Here is a 15,380-nt window from a genome sequence, read left to right as displayed (position 1 = left end):
ATCGGCGATGATGACGATTTTCGGCGTGCCGACCCAGGCGCTGTTCGGCCAGCTCCTGCTCGGGCTGATCAACGGCTCGTTCTACGCGATCCTGTCGCTCGGGCTGGCGATCATCTTCGGCCTGTTGAACATCATCAACTTCGCCCACGGCGCGCTCTACATGATGGGCGCGTTCGTGGCGTGGATGCTGCTCACCTATCTCGGCCTCGGCTATTGGTGGGCGCTCGGGCTGGCGCCCCTCGTCGTCGGCGTGTTCGGGGTGATCCTCGAACGGGTGCTGATCGCGCGGCTCTACAAGCTCGATCACCTCTACGGCCTGCTCCTGACCTTCGGCCTCGCGCTGATCATCCAGGGCCTGTTCCGCAACCAGTACGGCGTGTCGGGCCTGCCCTACGCGATCCCCGCCGAACTGTCGGGCGGGCAGCGCCTGCCCTTCATGTTCCTGCCGAACTACCGGGCCTGGGTGGTGGTGGCCTCGCTCACCGTCTGCATCGCGACCTGGCTCATCATCGAGAAGACCAAGCTCGGCGCCTATCTGCGCGCGGCCACGGAGAACCCGACACTCGTCCAGGCCTTCGGCGTGAACGTGCCGCTGTTCCTGACGCTGACCTACGGGTTCGGCGTGGCGCTCGCGGGCTTCGCCGGGGTGCTCGCCGCGCCGATCTATTCGGTGAACCCGAACATGGGCGCGGACATCATCATCGTGGTCTTCGCGGTGGTGGTGATCGGCGGCATGGGCTCGATCATCGGCTCCGTGATCACCGGCTTCGCGCTGGGCCTCGTCGAGGGCCTGACCAAGGTGTTCTACCCGGAGGCCTCCTCGACCGTGATCTTCGTCATCATGGTGGTGGTGCTGCTCGTGAAACCCGCCGGCCTGTTCGGGCGCACGGCCTGACCGCGAATCGAGGCTCGACACACATGGCCGACACCGCCGCCCTCGACTCCGCCCCGATCGCCGCCGCCCTGCCGGCGAGCCGGGATGACAAGGCGCTTCAGCGCAAGATCTTCATCGGCCTCGCCCTGCTGCTCGTGGCGGCGCCGATGGTGCTCTACCCCGTCTACCTGATGAAGGTGCTGTGCTTCGCGCTCTTTGCGTTGGCCTTCAACCTGCTGCTCGGCTACGGCGGCCTGCTCTCTTTCGGCCACGCCGCCTATTTCGGCATGGCGAGCTATCTCTCGGCCTACAGCGCCAAGATGTGGGGGCTGACCCCGGAACTGGCGATCCTGCTCGGCACCGCCACCGCCGCCCTGCTCGGGCTGGTCTTCGGTTCACTGGCGATCCGGCGGCAGGGCATCTACTTTTCGATGATCACCCTGGCGCTGGCGCAGATGGCATTCTTCTTCGCCCTGCAGGCGAAGTTCACCGGCGGCGAGGACGGCATCCAGGCGGTGCCGCGCGGTTCCCTGTTCGGGGCGATCCCCCTCGACGACGACCGGGCGATGTATGCCCTCGTCGCGGTGGTGTTCTTCTTCGGGATGCTCGCGATCTACCGCATCATCCACTCGCCCTTCGGGCAGGTGCTGAAGGCGATCCGCGACAACGAGAACCGGGCCGTTTCCCTCGGCTACCGCGTGAACCAGTACAAGCTCGCGGTCTTCGTCCTCTCGGCGACGCTCGCCGGCCTCGCGGGCGCCACCAAGGCCATCGTGTTCCAGCTCGCCTCGCTCACCGACGTCCACTGGTCGATGTCGGGCGAGGTGGTGCTGATGACGCTGGTGGGCGGCATGGGCACGGTGTTCGGCCCCATCGTCGGCGCGCTGGTGATCGTCACGATGGAAACCTACCTCGCGCAGTTCGGCGCGTGGGTGACGGTGATCCAGGGCTGCGTCTTCGTCCTCTGCGTGCTGCTGTTCCGCGAGGGCGTGGTGGGCCTCATCGCGCGCCGGCTGCGCAAGCCGCTGTAGCGGTCCCATGCAGACCGCCGATCACGTCGTCCTCGTCACCGGCTCCGCCTCCGGCCTCGGGCGGGGCGTCGCCGAACACCTCGCATCCGAAGGCGCGAAGCTCGTCCTGGCCGATCTCGACCCGCGCGGCGAAGAGGTCGCGCAGGCGCTCGGCGCCCTCTTCGTCCGCACCGACGTCGCCGACGAAGCGCAGGGCCGTGCGGCGGTCGAGGCCGCCGTGTCGACGCATGGCGGCCTGCATGGGCTCGTCAATTGCGCGGGCATCGTGTCGGGTGGCCGCGTGGTCGGGCGGGACGGACCGCACGACCTCGATGCCTTCGCCCGCACCGTGCGCGTCAACCTGATCGGCACGTTCAACATGATCCGCCTCGCCGCGCAGGCGATGGCGGCCGGGGCGCCGAACGCCGAGGGCGAGCGCGGGGTGATCGTCTCCACCGCCTCCATCGCCGCCTTCGATGGGCAGATCGGCCAAGCCGCCTATGCCGCCTCGAAGGGCGGCGTGGCGAGCCTCACCCTGCCCCTGGCGCGGGAACTGGCGCAGCACGGCATCCGCGTCGTCACGATTGCGCCCGGCGTGTTCGAGACCCCGATGATGGCGGGCCTGCCCGAACCGGTGCGCGACGCGCTCGGCCAATCGGTGCCCTTCCCGGCGCGCCTCGGCAGGCCGTCGGAATTCGCGGCCCTCGTCGGCCACGCGTTCGCGAATCCGATGCTCAACGGCGAAGTCATCCGCCTCGATGGCGCGTTGCGGATGGCGCCGCGCTGAGCGTTCTGCTCAAGCGCTGTCTAGGGCGCTCAACGTGGAAGCAAATGGCTTGTGCCGCCAAAAGACGCCAAGGCCAAGCTTGTGTTGCATTCCGGCACCGGAATTCGTTCGGAAGCGCAGCGAAAGCAGATTTATCCGTCGCGCGGCTAAGTCTTCAGAGCCGCCTAAACGGTCACGCTACCTTTCGTTAACCAATCGAACCTCATCATCCATTCATCAGCTGATGGGTGAAGTGATGTCCCAGGCCCGCTCCCGCAGTTTCGACGACCCGACCCTCGATTGCCCTGTCCCGCCCGAAACGGTCGGTCGGCTCGCGAGGGCCGCCCCGGGCGATCTGCCCGATCTCGTGGAAGGCATTCCTGAATCGACGCGGGCACGGCTCGCGGTCTGGCTCTACGGGCGCAGCCACACCCACGAGATCGGCGTGCGCATCGCCGCCACCTGCGACGGGTCGAGCCTGCGCCGGGCCGGCGGCCTGATCGGCAACGCCCTCTACGATCTCTCTCGGCGGCCCTATACGGCGCCGACCCACGGGACCCGCGCCAGCGGCGCGGCGCGGATCAGCCTCGGCGGGTCGAGCCGCTTCGCCTGACCGCATGCCGCCCCTGTCGCGCGGAGCTTTCAGGGGGTAGTCTGGCGGGGCATGTCCGCTCCCGCCGCTCCGATCCGCCGCCTCGACCCCGTTCTCGTGGACCGCATCGCGGCGGGCGAGGTGGTCGAACGCCCGGCCTCGGCGGTCAAGGAACTGGTCGAGAACGCCATCGACGCGGGCGCGCGCGCCATCGAAGTGACCATCGAAGGCGGCGGACGCCGCCTGATCCGCGTGGTCGATGACGGGCGCGGCATGTCGCCCGACGACCTCGCCCTCGCGGTCGAGCGCCACGCCACCTCGAAGCTGCCCGATGGCGACCTCGGCGCCATCGCCACCCTCGGATTCCGGGGCGAGGCCCTGCCCTCCATCGGCGCGGTGTCGCGCCTGTCGATCACCACCCGCGCCGAAAGTGCCGACGCCGGGGCGAGCCTCGTCGTCGATGCCGGCCGCAAGGGCGAGGTCGCCCCGGCGGCGGGCGCGCGCGGCACCCGCATCGAGGTCACGGACCTCTTCGCCGCCACCCCGGCCCGCCTGAAGTTCCTGAAGTCCGACCGGGCCGAGAACGCGGCCGTGGGCGAGATCATCCGCCGCCTCGCCGCCGCGCAGCCGGGCATCCGCTTCACCCTGCGCACCGAGGCGGGGCAGCCCCTGGTTCTCCCCGCCGAGACGGGCGACGAGGCCTCCCTGCGCCGGCTCGCTGCGGTGCTTGGGCCGGACTTTCCGGCCAACGCCCTGCCGGTCGATCTGGAGCGCGAGGGGCTGGCCGTCACCGGCCATGTCGGCCTGCCGACCTATCACCGGGGGGTGGGGAGCCACATCCACCTCGTGGTGAACGGGCGCCCGGTGCGCGACCGGCTGCTGCTCGGCGCGGTGCGCGGCGCCTATGCCGACACCCTGGCCTCCGACCGGCACCCGGTGCTCGGCCTCGTCATCGCCTGCGCGCCGGACCTCGTGGACGTGAACGTCCACCCGGCCAAGACGGAGGTACGCTTCCGCGAGCCCGGCCTCGTGCGGGCGCTGATCGTCAGCGCGATCCACGACGCCCTCCGCCGGGGCGGGGCGCGTTCCGCCACCACCGGAGGCCAGCGGACCCTGGAGGCCCTGCGCCCGACCCTGCCGCGCATGGCCGCGCATACGGGCTACGCGGCCCCGACCCTGTTCCGCACGGCGACCGCGCCACTGCCGCGCGACCTGCCCTCCTTCGCGGCCCCCTCCGGCTACAGCGCGCCCGCCTATCGCCCGACGCCCGGCCTCGCGGAATCGGTCCAGGCGCTGTTGGAACCCATCCCCTCGCTGCCGCCCCAGGCGGAAGCCGCACCGGACACGGAGCAGGCGGGCGAGGACCACCCCCTCGGTGCGGCGCGGGCGCAGATCCACGGGACTTACATCTTCGCGCAGACCCGCGACGGCCTCGTCATCGTGGATCAGCACGCGGCGCACGAGCGCCTCGTCTACGAGCGGCTGAAGGCCCAGCGGGCGGCGGGCGGCATCGCCCGGCAGGGGCTGCTGATCCCCGATGTGGTGGAGATGGAGCCGGAGGCGGCGGAACGGCTCTGTGCCTGCGCGGCGGATCTGGAACGGCTGGGCTTGAGCCTCGAACCGTTCGGGCCGGGCGCGGTGCTGATCCGCGAGGTGCCGGCGCTGCTCGTCGGCGCCAGCATCCGCGACCTCGTGACGGACATCCTCGATGCCCTCGACGCCAGCGGCCTCGAGGAGGGCGGCGACCCCGCCACCGAGACGGGGCCGCTCGGCCTTCGCCTCGACGCGGTGCTGTCGCGGATGAGCTGCCACGGCTCGGTGCGGGCCGGGCGGCGCCTCAAGCCGGAGGAGATGAACGCCCTGCTCCGCGAGATGGAGGCGACGCCGAATTCCGGCCAGTGCAACCACGGCCGCCCGACCTCGGTGGAGCTGAAGCTTTCCGACATCGAGCGGCTGTTCGGGCGGCGGTGACGCTGCTGCATCCCTCGCCGTCATTGCGAACGCAGTGAAGCAAACCAGGGCAGCGGAACATTCCTTGTCGTAGCGCCACTCTGGATTGCTTCGCTTCGCTCGCAATGACGCAGTAGCGAAGCGGCAGTCGCTACTTCTCGTACTTGATGTAGGCGAAGCGCGGATCGGTCGGCGTGCCCTCGAGCCCCTGCCCTTCCAGGCCCGGCTGCCAGGAGACGACCTCTTCGATCTTCTTGGCCAGGGCGAAATCCTTGTCAGTGATGCCCTTGGCGGCGTGGTTCATCAGCCGCACCTCGACCCAGGCGTAGGAGGCGGTGATGTCGGGGTGATGCCACGCCGCCTCGGCGAGGTGGCCGACCGTGTTGATCACCATCAGCGTGCTCTTCCACCCGGCCGTCTTGTAGGTGCGGCGGATCCAGCCATCCTCCAGGCGCCAGGTGGGAAGCTCGGCCTTCAGCCGCGCTTCCACCGCCGCGTCGTCCATCGCGCCCTCACGCCGTTCCGTCATCGCGTTCGCTCCCTGATCGTCGGCCGGGGAAGGTGCCCGGCCCTTCGGCGCGGTGCAAGGTCGCCGTCGCGCAGGTGGACGGGGCGGATCGCCCGCCCTATGACCTTTGGGCAATGGCGCCCGCCCGCGGCGGCGCCCAAGGCTGCATGGCCGGGAAAGCCATCGGACCCGGAAAACCGGAGGAGAAACGGCCCATGCTGTCACGGCGCGCCATGCTCGCTGCCGGCCTGCTCGGCGGCCTCGCGGCCCGCGCCGGGCATGCAGGCGACCTCCCTTCGATCAAGCTCGGAAGCCTGCCCTTCGGGACCTCCACCTGGGAAGCGGCGGTCATCAAGGCGCGCGGCCTCGACACGGCCAACGGCTTCACCCTGGAACCGACCAAGCTCGCCGGCAACGATGCCGCGCGGATCAGTTTCGTCGGCGGTCAGGTCGACACGATCATCGGCGACCTGCTCTGGGCGGCCCGGCTGAGCAACGAGGGCCAGGGCCTTCGCTTCATCCCCTATTCGACCTCCGAGGGCGCCGTGATGGTGCCGAAGGACAGCCCGATCCAGAGCCTGAAGGACCTTGCCGGCAAGAAGTTCGGCGTGGCGGGCGGACCCCTCGACAAGAACTGGCTTCTCCTCAAGGCCCAAGCCCGCGACGCGGCCGGGATCGACCTCGAGAAGCAATGCGAGATCGCCTACGGCGCGCCGCCGCTCATCACCCTCAAGCTCGAACAGGGCGCCCTCGACGCCGCCCTGACCTACTGGACCTATTGCGCACGCCTCGAACCCAAGGGGTTCCGCCGGCTGATCCGCGCCGAGGACATCATGCGCGCGCTGGGCGCGGGCGGGGACGTCTCGCTGATCGGGTACCTGTTCCATGCGGCCACCGTGGCCGAGAAGCCGGCGGCGGTGGGCGGGTTCTACCGCGCCTCGCGCGCGGCGAAGGACATGCTGGCCTCCGACCCCTCGACCTGGGACATCGTGCGCCCGCTCATGGACGCGAAGGACGACGCGACCTTCGAGACCCTGAAGCGCGAATTCCTGGCCGGCACCCCGCGCCGCCCGATCTCGGCCGAGCGCGCCGACGCCGCCAAGCTCTACGCGGTGCTGTCGCGGCTCGGCGGCGAGCGCCTCGTCGGCGCGGGCAGTGGCCTGCCGCAGGACTTCTACTACGACGGCTCCCGCGATGGCTGACACCAGCGTGGCTCCGTCGGCGTGCTGACCCGCATCGTTTCCCTGGCGATCCTCATCGCCGCGTGGCAGGCCGCCGCGTGGGAGGCCCATTCGCGCCTGCTGCCGGCACCCCTCGCGGTGCTGGACTTCATCGTCGCGGAGGCCAAGCGCGGCGACCTCGCGCACAATATCGGCATCACCCTGCTGCGGGTGGCCATCGCCTTCGCCATCGCGATGGCGCTCGGCATCGCCCTCGGCGTGGCGCTGGGGCGCTCGCGGAAGGCGGACCTCGCCCTTGATACGCCGCTCCTCGTGCTGCTCAACACGCCGGCCCTCGTCATCACCGTGCTCGCCTATGTCTGGGTCGGGCTCACGGAGACGGCGGCGATCCTCGCCGTGGTGCTGAACAAGCTGCCTAATGTCGCCGTCATCGTCCGCGAGGGCGCGCGCAACCTCGATCCCGGCCTGGAAGAGATGGCCCGCGCCTATCGCTTCGACCGCTGGACGTGGATGCGTGACGTGCTCATCCCGCAATTGCAGCCCTACATCGTCACGGCGGCGCGGTCTGGCCTGTCGCTCGCCTGGAAGATCGTCCTCGTGGTGGAATTGCTGGGGCGGCCGGACGGGGTCGGCTTCGCGATCAACTTCTACTTCATCCAGAGCACCGACGTGGCCGCCATCATCGGCTACAGCCTCGTCTTCATGGCGGTGATGATCGGGATCGACGTGCTTCTTCTCCAGCGGCTCGAAGCCTATGTCCGACGCTGGCGCTGAGACCGCGCCGGTCCTGCGGGTCGCGGTCGCGGGGAAGACCTACCGGCCGAAGGGCGCCGAGCCCGTCGAGGCCGTGCGCGACCTCGCCTTCACCATCCGCGAAGGCGAGATCGTCTGCCTCATCGGCCCCTCCGGCGCGGGTAAGACGACGACGCTGCGCATCCTCCTCGGCCTCGACACGGATTTCACCGGGGAGGTCGCGGGCGCGGAACAGGCCGGGATCGTGTTCCAGGAGCCGCGCCTGCTGCCCTGGCGCAGCGTCGAGCACAATGTCCGCCTCGGCCTCACCAAGGCGGAACGGGGCCGCGACCTCGATGCCCTGTTCGAGCGGTTGGGCCTGACGCCCTGGCGGACGCGCTTCCCCGGCGCGCTCTCCCTCGGAATGCAGCGGCGGGTGGCCCTGGCCCGGGCGCTGGCGGGGGGGCCGCGCGTGCTGGTTCTGGACGAACCCTTCGTCTCGCTGGACGACAACGCGGCGGCGGAACTGCGGGCGCTGGTGGTCGATACGGTCGATGCGGCCGGGATGAGCGTGCTGATGGTGACGCACAACGTCGCCGAGGCCATCGCCATCGCCGACAGGCTGCTGCTCGTCTCCCGCCGCCCGGCGACGCTCGTCGCGGACATCGCCCTCGACCGCCCCCGCCCGCAGCGGGACCGGCCCTGGGCCGATGCGACGCGGACGAGCCTGTCCGCGCGCCACCCCGAGGTGATCGCGGACTGAGGGTCAGTTCGCCTTGGCGTCCACGTCCAGCCGGTCGAGCACGGCGGCGGGAGACGCGGCGGTGCCGAGTTCCACGAAGCCGATGCCGGTGGGCTCCTTCGCCTTGGCGCGGATCGTCAGCTTGCCGGGGTTCATCACGAACTGGCCCATCGCCGCGCCAATCGACTTGGCCGCAGGGCCGTTGCCGAGGATCACCGGCACGCCGAGCACGCTCGCGGTGACGTATTCCTTGCGCAGTTCGTCCGGCTTGAGGCTCAGCTCCTTCGCCTGCGCGGCAAGGAAGCGCTCGAACAGGCCGCTATTCTCCACCGTGAGGTCGAGGGCGCGGGCATTGCCCGAGAAGAGCAGCATCGTCTGCGCCGGCACGCTGCCGGAGAACAGTTCGGGGCCGATGCCGCCGAACAGCCCGGTGAGCTTCACCGTGCCGATATCCTTGCCGGAGAGCGTCACGTCGCGCAGGGCGACGGTGCGGGCGGCATCGTCCCAGGCGGCGTCGGCCGACATGTCGAAGCTCAGATCGCCGTAGCCGTAAGCCGGCAGGGCGCCGACCAGCGGCAGGCCGGCGGCCAGAGAGGCCGGAACCTCCAGCCCGGTCAGCGTCAGCCGCGTCGAAGCCGGCGTGCCCTCGATGGCCGGACCCGGCCCGAACACGCCCTGGCGCAGGGCGACGCGGTTCGTCTTCGTCGGGACGCCGATCAGCGGATCGCCCGCCTTCGCATCCGGCGGCCGGGCCTCGGCCATCCGCGCCCGTGTCGGCTTGGCGCCCTGCGCCAGCTTCTCCCGCGGCGTGTCGAGGGCGCCGCGCTTCTGCACCGGAGGCTCCGGCGGCAGATCGACGGTGAGGTCCGTGAGGGTGAGCGTGCCGAGCCCGGTGGCGAGACGGCGGGCCTCGTCGGGTCCGGGGGCGGTGTCGGGCTTCTCGGCGAGGCGGCGCAATTCCGCGATGACGGGGCCGAGGCTCGTGCCCGTGAGGGTGAGCCGCCCGAGCCGCGTCCGGGTCGCGCCGTTCGCAAGGGAGAACCCTTCGATGCCGACGCCCGCATCGGGTCCGGTGGACGAATAGTACAGGCGCTCGATCTCCGCGAGCAGGGGCTCGGCGGTGGAATCGCTGATGCTCACGCCCTTGATGTCGATGCTGCCCACCGTCTGCGCACTCAGGACGTCGGCGGCGGCCGAGGCTGAGCGGCGCTGCGTCGCGGGATCGTCGAAGCCCCCCGACAGGGCGTCGATGGTGCCGTTCCAGCCCCCCGGCACCTGCCGGGCGCCGAGGTCGCGGCCTTCGAGGCGCGCGACCTTCACGGTCGTGCCCTTCTCGTCCGAGATCGCGATGTCGGAGAGTTGCAGGCTGCCGTAGACGCGCAGCACCGGCCCCTTGCCGTCCCCCGCCTCGGTGGCGAGACGCCCGAAGGCGGTGAGGTCGACATCGGTGGCGCGGAAGGCGCCGTAGGTGCCGGCCGCTCCCGGCGCCGCCTTGGTGCCCTTGGACGACAGCGTGACGCCCGACGCGGTGAGTTCGCCGATCTTGCCCGCGCGCACATCCTTCGCGACCACGTCGCGATAGGTCGCGCTCTGGCGCAGGTCGCCGGGGCCGGCATGTTCCGAATCGACCACCGGGGCGGTCAAGCTCGCCGCGTCGAGGCGGGCGAGGCGCGTCGCCCACGGCTCCGGCCCGTCCGGCTTCAGAATCGCCGCGAGGTCGTCCTTCGAGAGGCGCGTGCCGCTCGCCGTCAGCTTCGGCACTTTCACGACCGTGGCGCCGAAGGGCAGCATCACGTCGGTGAGGGTCACGTCCTGGACGGCGGCGGCCCCTTCCTGCGCGACCACCGGATGCGGGATGACGAGGCCGACCGCCAGAGCGGCGGCGCAGGCCGCGAGGGCCGACCGAAGACGGCGAGCCGCCGGGAAGGTCATGGACAGGTCCGAGTTACCGAGGCACGGGCGCGACTCATCGGGTGCCGCGTTTCACGACGCGACACAATCCCGCGATGGTGGCGCGAGCGTGGCGGACGAGACCTGTCACCCGCCCGCAACGCCGCGAATGCCGGTCAGAGGGAGAACGAGGTCCCGCAACCGCAAGAGGCGGTAGCCAGCGGGTTCTCGATCTTGAAGGATTGGCCGATCAGGTCGTTCACGAAGTCGATCGTCGAGCCGGCCATGTACTGCACCGAGACCGGGTCCACGACCACCGTCGCGCCGTCGCGCTCGATGGCGATGTCCTGGTCCTGCCGGTCGCGGGAGATGTCGAAGGAATAGGAGAAGCCGGAACAGCCGCCGCCGTTCACGCTGATGCGGAGCAGCGATCCGGGGGGCTCGGCGCCCATGATCTCGTTGATGCGCTTGGCGGCGCGGGGTGTCAGGATGATCTCGGACATCGGTTCAGCCACAGGCATTTCCGCGGCGGGGCGGGACGGCGATTGCCCCGCGCCCTCGGACCACCAAGATATGGGTCTCGGGTCCGTGCTGCAATGCGGGCGGATGAGGAGCGACCGTGCAGGATACGAGACGGCCCAACGGCGAGCGGTGGCGCGCGCCCTACGCGACGGATCCCGCTGCGACGCGGGGCCGGCTCATCCCCGAGCCGGGTTCGCCCACCCGCAGCGATTTCCAGCGCGACCGCGACCGGATCATCCATTCCACCGCGTTCCGGCGGCTGAAGCACAAGACGCAGGTCTTCGTGCATCACGAGGGCGACCATTACCGCACACGGCTGACCCATTCCCTCGAAGTGTCGCAGATCGCCCGCGCGCTCGCCCGGGCGCTGGGGCTCGATGAGGATCTGGCGGAGGCGCTCGCCCTCTCGCACGACCTCGGCCACACGTGCTTCGGCCATACCGGCGAGGATGCGCTGGACGCCTGCATGGCGCCCTTCGGCGGGTTCGACCACAACGCCCAGACCCTGCGGATCGTGACCCGGCTGGAGCGCCGCTATGCCGGCTTCGACGGGCTCAACCTCACCTGGGAGACCCTGGAAGGGCTGGTGAAGCACAACGGCCCCCTCCTTACCGCCGAGGGCCGACCGACCCCTCGCTACGCCGAGCGCGGCATCCCGGCGGCGATCCTCGAATACGACGCGCTGAATCCCCTCGACATCGCGCTCCATGCGGGGCCGGAGGCGCAAGCGGCGGCGCTCGCCGACGACATCGCCTATGCCGCGCACGATCTCGATGACGGGCTGCGCGCCGGCCTGTTCGACCTCGGCGACCTCCACGCCGTCCCGTTCCTCGCGGGTCTGCTCGATGAGATCGCCACCCTGCATCCGGGCCTGGAATCGGCGCGGGTGGTCCACGAACTCGCCCGGCGGGTCATCACCCGCTTCGTGGAGGACGTGATCCGCGAGAGCGAGCGGCGGATCGCGGCCCTGAACCCCAAGACCGTCGCGGACATCCATGCCGCCGGGGCGCCGGTCGTCGCCTTCTCCCCCGCCATCGAGGCGGCGGATGCGGAGGTGATGCGCTTCCTCTGGAAGCGGATGTACCGCGACCCCGGCGTGATGGCCGTGCGCGAGCAGGCGGCTTCCATCGTCTCGGACCTGTTCACCGCCTTCAAGGCCGACCCGTCGCGTATGCCGCCGGAATGGAGCGCCGACCTTGCGCAGGCCTCCGAGCCGCGGATCGCGCGCCGCATCGCGGACTATATCGCGGGCATGACCGACACCTACGCCGTGCTCGCCCATCGCAAGCTGTTCGAGGCCACGCCGGAGCTGGAGCGCTCCCCGCCGAGCCGGGGCCTGCCCCTCGCGGAACCCTGACCGGCGCGAGCACAGCACCCGCCCCGCTTCACGCCAGGGCGGGGATGGTGTAGCGCGATCCGTTTCCCGAAAGCCGTTTGCACCGACCCATGCCGTCTGCCACGCCGAGCCGCATCGACACCGCCTTCGCCAAGGCCCGCTCCGAAAGCCGTGCGGTGCTCGTCACCTACGTCATGGCGGGCGATCCCGACCCGGAGACCTCGCTGGAGGTCCTGCGGGCGCTGCCCGGCGCGGGGGCGGACATCCTCGAATTCGGCATGCCCTTCACCGATCCCATGGCCGACGGGCCGGCGATCCAGGCGGCGGGCCTGCGCGCCTTGAAGGCCGGGCAGGACGTGGCGAAGACACTGGGTCTGGTCCGCCGCTTCCGCGCCGAGAACGACACCACGCCGATCGTGCTGATGGGCTACTACAACCCGATCCACACCTACGGGGTGGACCGGTTCCTCGCCGACGCGGTCGAGGCCGGGATCGACGGGCTGATCGTGGTCGATTGCCCGCCGGAGGAGGATTCCGAACTCTGCCTGCCGGCGCTGGCGAAGGGCATCGCCTTCATCCGGCTGGCCACCCCCACCACCGACGAGCGCCGCCTGCCGGCCGTGCTCGCGAACACGGCGGGTTTCGTCTACTATGTGTCGATCACCGGCATCACCGGCACGGCGACCCCCGATTTCGGGCGGGTCGCCGAGGCGGTGGGACGGATCCGCAGGCACACGGATCTGCCGGTGGTGGTCGGCTTCGGCGTGAAGTCCGGCGCCCACGCGGCCGCCATCGCCAAGGGCGCGGACGGCGTTGTCGTCGGGTCGGCGCTGGTCGATGCGCTTCACCGCTCCCTCGACGGCGAGGGCCGCGCCGGGCCCGGCACGGTCGAGGCCGTCACCTCCCTGGTGCGCGAACTGGCCGAGGGCGTCCGCTCCGCCGGCCGCAACGCCTGAACCCTCTTCCCGCATCGAACGACACGGGCGTTTCAGCATGGTCGAACCGATGAACTGGATCTCGGAGGTCGTGCGCCCCCGGATCAAGACGCTGTTCAAGCGCGAGACCCCGGAGAACCTCTGGGTCAAGTGCCCCGACACCGGCCAGATGGTCTTCCACAAGGAGGTGGAGGCCAACCACTGGGTCATTCCCGGCTCCGAGCATCACCTCAAGATGAGCGCCACGGCGCGCCTCAAGATGATGTTCGACGGCGGCACGTGGATCGACGTCGCCCTCCCCGATGTGCCGACCGACCCGCTCAAGTTCCGCGACGAGAAGCGCTACGTCGACCGCCTGAAGGACGCCCGCAGCAAGACCGGCTTGCAGGACGCCTTCAAGATCGGCTTCGGCCGGGTCGGCAGCATCCCGATGACGCTGGCCGTGCAGGAATTCGGCTTCATGGCCGGCTCGCTCGGCATGGCGGCGGGCGAGGCCTTCGTGCGCGGTGCGGAGAAGGCCGTCGAGAAGAAGACCCCCTACGTCCTGTTCTCTGCCTCCGGCGGCGCGCGGATGCAGGAGGGCATCCTCTCGCTGATGCAGATGCCCCGCACCACCGTGGCGGTGCGCCGCCTGCGGGACGCGCGCCTGCCCTACATCGTGGTGCTCACCAACCCGACCACGGGCGGCGTCACCGCCTCCTACGCGATGCTGGGCGATGTCCACCTCGCTGAGCCGGGGGCGCTGATCTGCTTCGCCGGTCCGCGCGTGATCGAGCAGACGATCCGCGAGAAGCTGCCGGACGGCTTCCAGCGGGCCGAGTACCTGCGCGACCACGGCATGGTGGATCAGGTGGTGCATCGGCACCAGTTGAAGGACACGATCACCCGCCTCTGCGGCCTGCTGATGAACCTGCCCGCCGCGCAGGCCGAGCCGGCTTCCGAACCCGCCTCTGAAATGGCCTGAGGGCCGATGGATTCCTCCGACGCCCTCCTGGCGCGCTTCCTGGCGCTGCACCCTCGCACCATCGATCTGTCCCTCGGGCGGATCGAGCGGTTGCTCGCGCGGCTGAACCACCCGGAGCGGCGCCTGCCGCCGGTGATCCATGTCGCCGGCACCAACGGCAAGGGCTCGACCATCGCCTTCATGCGGGCGATTCTGGAGGCCGGAGGGCTCGCGGCCCACGTCTACACCTCGCCGCATCTGGTGCGGTTCCACGAGCGCATCCGCCTCGGCGCCATCGGCGGCGGGCGGTTCGTGGACGAGGAAACCCTGGCCGACGCGTTCTCCCGCTGCGAGGCCGCCAACGCGGGCGAGCCGATCACCGTCTTCGAGATCACCACCGCCGCCGCGCTGCTGCTCTTCTCCGAGCACCCGGCCGACGTGCTGCTGCTGGAAGTCGGCCTCGGCGGGCGGGTGGACGCCACCAACGTCATCGACCAGCCCGCCTGCGCGGTGGTGACGCCCATCGGCCGCGACCACGCGGAGTATCTCGGGGACACGGTGGAATCGGTCGCCACCGAGAAGGCCGGCATCTTCAAGCGCGGCTGCCCGGCGGTGATCGCGGCCCAGGATTACGCCGAGGCCGATACGGTGCTCTGCCGACAGGCCGAGCGCGTCGGGGCCGACCCGATCATCATCGGCAACCAGGATTTCTCCGTCCACGAGGAGCGCGGGCGGCTCGTCTACCAGGACGAGACCGACCTGTTCGACCTGCCGAGGCCGAAGCTCGCGGGCCGGCACCAGCTCGTGAACGCCAGCACCGCCATCGCGGCCCTCCGCGCGGCCGGGTTCGGCGACATCGGCACCGTTGCCCTGGAGCGCGGCCTGACGGGCGTCGAATGGCCGGGCCGGCTACAGCGCCTCGGCAAGGGGCGCCTCGCCGCCCTCGTCCCCAGCAGCGCGGAGCTCTGGCTCGACGGCGGGCACAACATGGATGGCGGGCGCATCCTCGCCGCCGCCATGGGCGATCTCGGCGAGCGCAGCGACGCGCCCCTCGTGCTGATCGTCGGGCTGCTCGGCACCAAGGACGCCGACGGCTTCCTGCGCCATTTCGTCGGGCTCGCCCGCGCGCTGATCGCCGTGCCGATCTCCGGTCAGGTCGCCGCTCGTCCGCCGGAGGAGGTCGCGGAGATCGCCGAGCGCGCCGGCCTGTCGTCGCGGATCGCCCCGAGCGTCGAGGCGGCCCTGTCGGCGGTGGGCGATATCGCCTTCGAGCGGGCGCCGCGCATCCTCATCTGCGGCTCGCTCTACCTTGCGGGGCAGGTGCTGGCGGCGAACGGCACGCCACCGACCTAAGAACGCACCCCATCATCCTCAATCGTCATTGCGAGCGAAGCGAAGC

At 70.5% G+C, this 15,380-nt stretch carries 15 protein-coding genes; 12 read left to right on the top strand and 3 right to left on the bottom strand.

From position 1 onward, the window contains the following. The first annotated feature begins 7 nt into the window (after window positions 1-7). The 5 genes from ACS5Q7_RS08620 to mutL all read left to right on the top strand — a co-directional run bounded on the left by ACS5Q7_RS08620 (window position 8) and on the right by mutL (window position 5,213). Window positions 8-895 (top strand): branched-chain amino acid ABC transporter permease, encoded by an 888-nt coding sequence (locus ACS5Q7_RS08620; RefSeq protein WP_478338908.1) that lies wholly within the window; start codon window positions 8-10, stop codon window positions 893-895. Window positions 896-918: 23 nt separating this feature from the next. After that, window positions 919-1,905 (top strand): branched-chain amino acid ABC transporter permease, encoded by a 987-nt coding sequence (locus ACS5Q7_RS08615; RefSeq protein ID WP_478338907.1) that lies wholly within the window; start codon window positions 919-921, stop codon window positions 1,903-1,905. A 7-nt stretch (window positions 1,906-1,912) separates the two neighbouring features. Then, window positions 1,913-2,671, top strand: a complete 759-nt coding sequence (locus ACS5Q7_RS08610; protein ID WP_478338906.1) for an SDR family NAD(P)-dependent oxidoreductase — start codon at window positions 1,913-1,915, stop codon at window positions 2,669-2,671. Window positions 2,672-2,906: 235 nt separating this feature from the next. Continuing rightward, window positions 2,907-3,263: a hypothetical protein gene (locus tag ACS5Q7_RS08605; protein ID WP_478338905.1), complete on the top strand. Its 357-nt coding sequence runs from the start codon at window positions 2,907-2,909 to the stop codon at window positions 3,261-3,263. Between the two features lie 51 nt (window positions 3,264-3,314). Continuing rightward, the gene (mutL, locus tag ACS5Q7_RS08600; protein ID WP_478338904.1) at window positions 3,315-5,213 is read left to right on the top strand and encodes a DNA mismatch repair endonuclease MutL; all 1,899 of its coding nucleotides are present in this window, start codon (window positions 3,315-3,317) and stop codon (window positions 5,211-5,213) included. A gap of 130 nt (window positions 5,214-5,343) precedes the next feature. On the opposite strand, the gene ACS5Q7_RS08595 is transcribed toward mutL, so the two are convergent. Then, window positions 5,344-5,721 carry a 4a-hydroxytetrahydrobiopterin dehydratase gene (locus tag ACS5Q7_RS08595; RefSeq protein WP_478338903.1) on the bottom strand — a complete coding sequence of 126 codons (378 nt, stop codon included), beginning with the start codon at window positions 5,719-5,721 and terminating at the stop codon, window positions 5,344-5,346. Between the two features lie 194 nt (window positions 5,722-5,915). On the opposite strand from ACS5Q7_RS08595, the gene ACS5Q7_RS08590 reads away from it, so the two are divergent. Genes ACS5Q7_RS08590 through ACS5Q7_RS08580 form a run of 3 tightly spaced genes read left to right on the top strand, consistent with a single transcriptional unit; the run spans window position 5,916 to window position 8,376 of the window. Further along, entirely contained in the window at window positions 5,916-6,902 is a 987-nt protein-coding gene (locus tag ACS5Q7_RS08590; protein WP_478338902.1) for an ABC transporter substrate-binding protein, read from the top strand. A 24-nt stretch (window positions 6,903-6,926) separates the two neighbouring features. Next, a complete protein-coding gene (locus tag ACS5Q7_RS08585; RefSeq protein ID WP_478338972.1) occupies window positions 6,927-7,655 on the top strand; it encodes an ABC transporter permease in 729 nt (242 codons plus the stop codon). Continuing rightward, complete coding sequence (locus tag ACS5Q7_RS08580) at window positions 7,636-8,376, top strand: ABC transporter ATP-binding protein (protein WP_478338901.1); 741 nt, start codon at window positions 7,636-7,638, stop codon at window positions 8,374-8,376. The genes ACS5Q7_RS08585 and ACS5Q7_RS08580 overlap by 20 nt, the downstream gene beginning before the upstream one ends. A gap of 3 nt (window positions 8,377-8,379) precedes the next feature. Here the strand turns inward: ACS5Q7_RS08580 and ACS5Q7_RS08575 are convergent, their stop codons facing one another. Together ACS5Q7_RS08575 and ACS5Q7_RS08570 are read right to left on the bottom strand one after the other, a co-directional pair. Then, the gene (locus ACS5Q7_RS08575; RefSeq protein ID WP_478338900.1) at window positions 8,380-10,287 is read right to left on the bottom strand and encodes a hypothetical protein; all 1,908 of its coding nucleotides are present in this window, start codon (window positions 10,285-10,287) and stop codon (window positions 8,380-8,382) included. Between the two features lie 134 nt (window positions 10,288-10,421). Then, complete coding sequence (locus tag ACS5Q7_RS08570; RefSeq protein WP_478338971.1) at window positions 10,422-10,748, bottom strand: HesB/IscA family protein; 327 nt, start codon at window positions 10,746-10,748, stop codon at window positions 10,422-10,424. 116 nt (window positions 10,749-10,864) lie between these two features. On the opposite strand from ACS5Q7_RS08570, the gene ACS5Q7_RS08565 reads away from it, so the two are divergent. The 4 genes from ACS5Q7_RS08565 (at window position 10,865) to ACS5Q7_RS08550 (ending at window position 15,334) form a co-directional block, all read left to right on the top strand. Continuing rightward, complete coding sequence (locus ACS5Q7_RS08565) at window positions 10,865-12,124, top strand: deoxyguanosinetriphosphate triphosphohydrolase (protein WP_478338899.1); 1,260 nt, start codon at window positions 10,865-10,867, stop codon at window positions 12,122-12,124. A gap of 89 nt (window positions 12,125-12,213) precedes the next feature. Beyond that, entirely contained in the window at window positions 12,214-13,059 is an 846-nt protein-coding gene (gene trpA / locus ACS5Q7_RS08560; protein WP_478338898.1) for a tryptophan synthase subunit alpha, read from the top strand. Window positions 13,060-13,096: 37 nt separating this feature from the next. Further along, on the top strand, window positions 13,097-14,002 hold the full coding sequence (gene accD, locus ACS5Q7_RS08555) for an acetyl-CoA carboxylase, carboxyltransferase subunit beta (protein WP_243952014.1): 906 nt from the start codon (window positions 13,097-13,099) through the stop codon (window positions 14,000-14,002). 6 nt (window positions 14,003-14,008) lie between these two features. Next, entirely contained in the window at window positions 14,009-15,334 is a 1,326-nt protein-coding gene (locus ACS5Q7_RS08550) for a bifunctional folylpolyglutamate synthase/dihydrofolate synthase (protein WP_243952013.1), read from the top strand. Window positions 15,335-15,380: the final 46 nt, after the last annotated feature.

The sequence above is a fragment of the Methylobacterium sp. Gmos3 genome (assembly GCF_056430985.1).
Note: the sequence above shows the minus strand (reverse complement) of the source record. Positions and strands in the feature narration are given on the sequence as shown.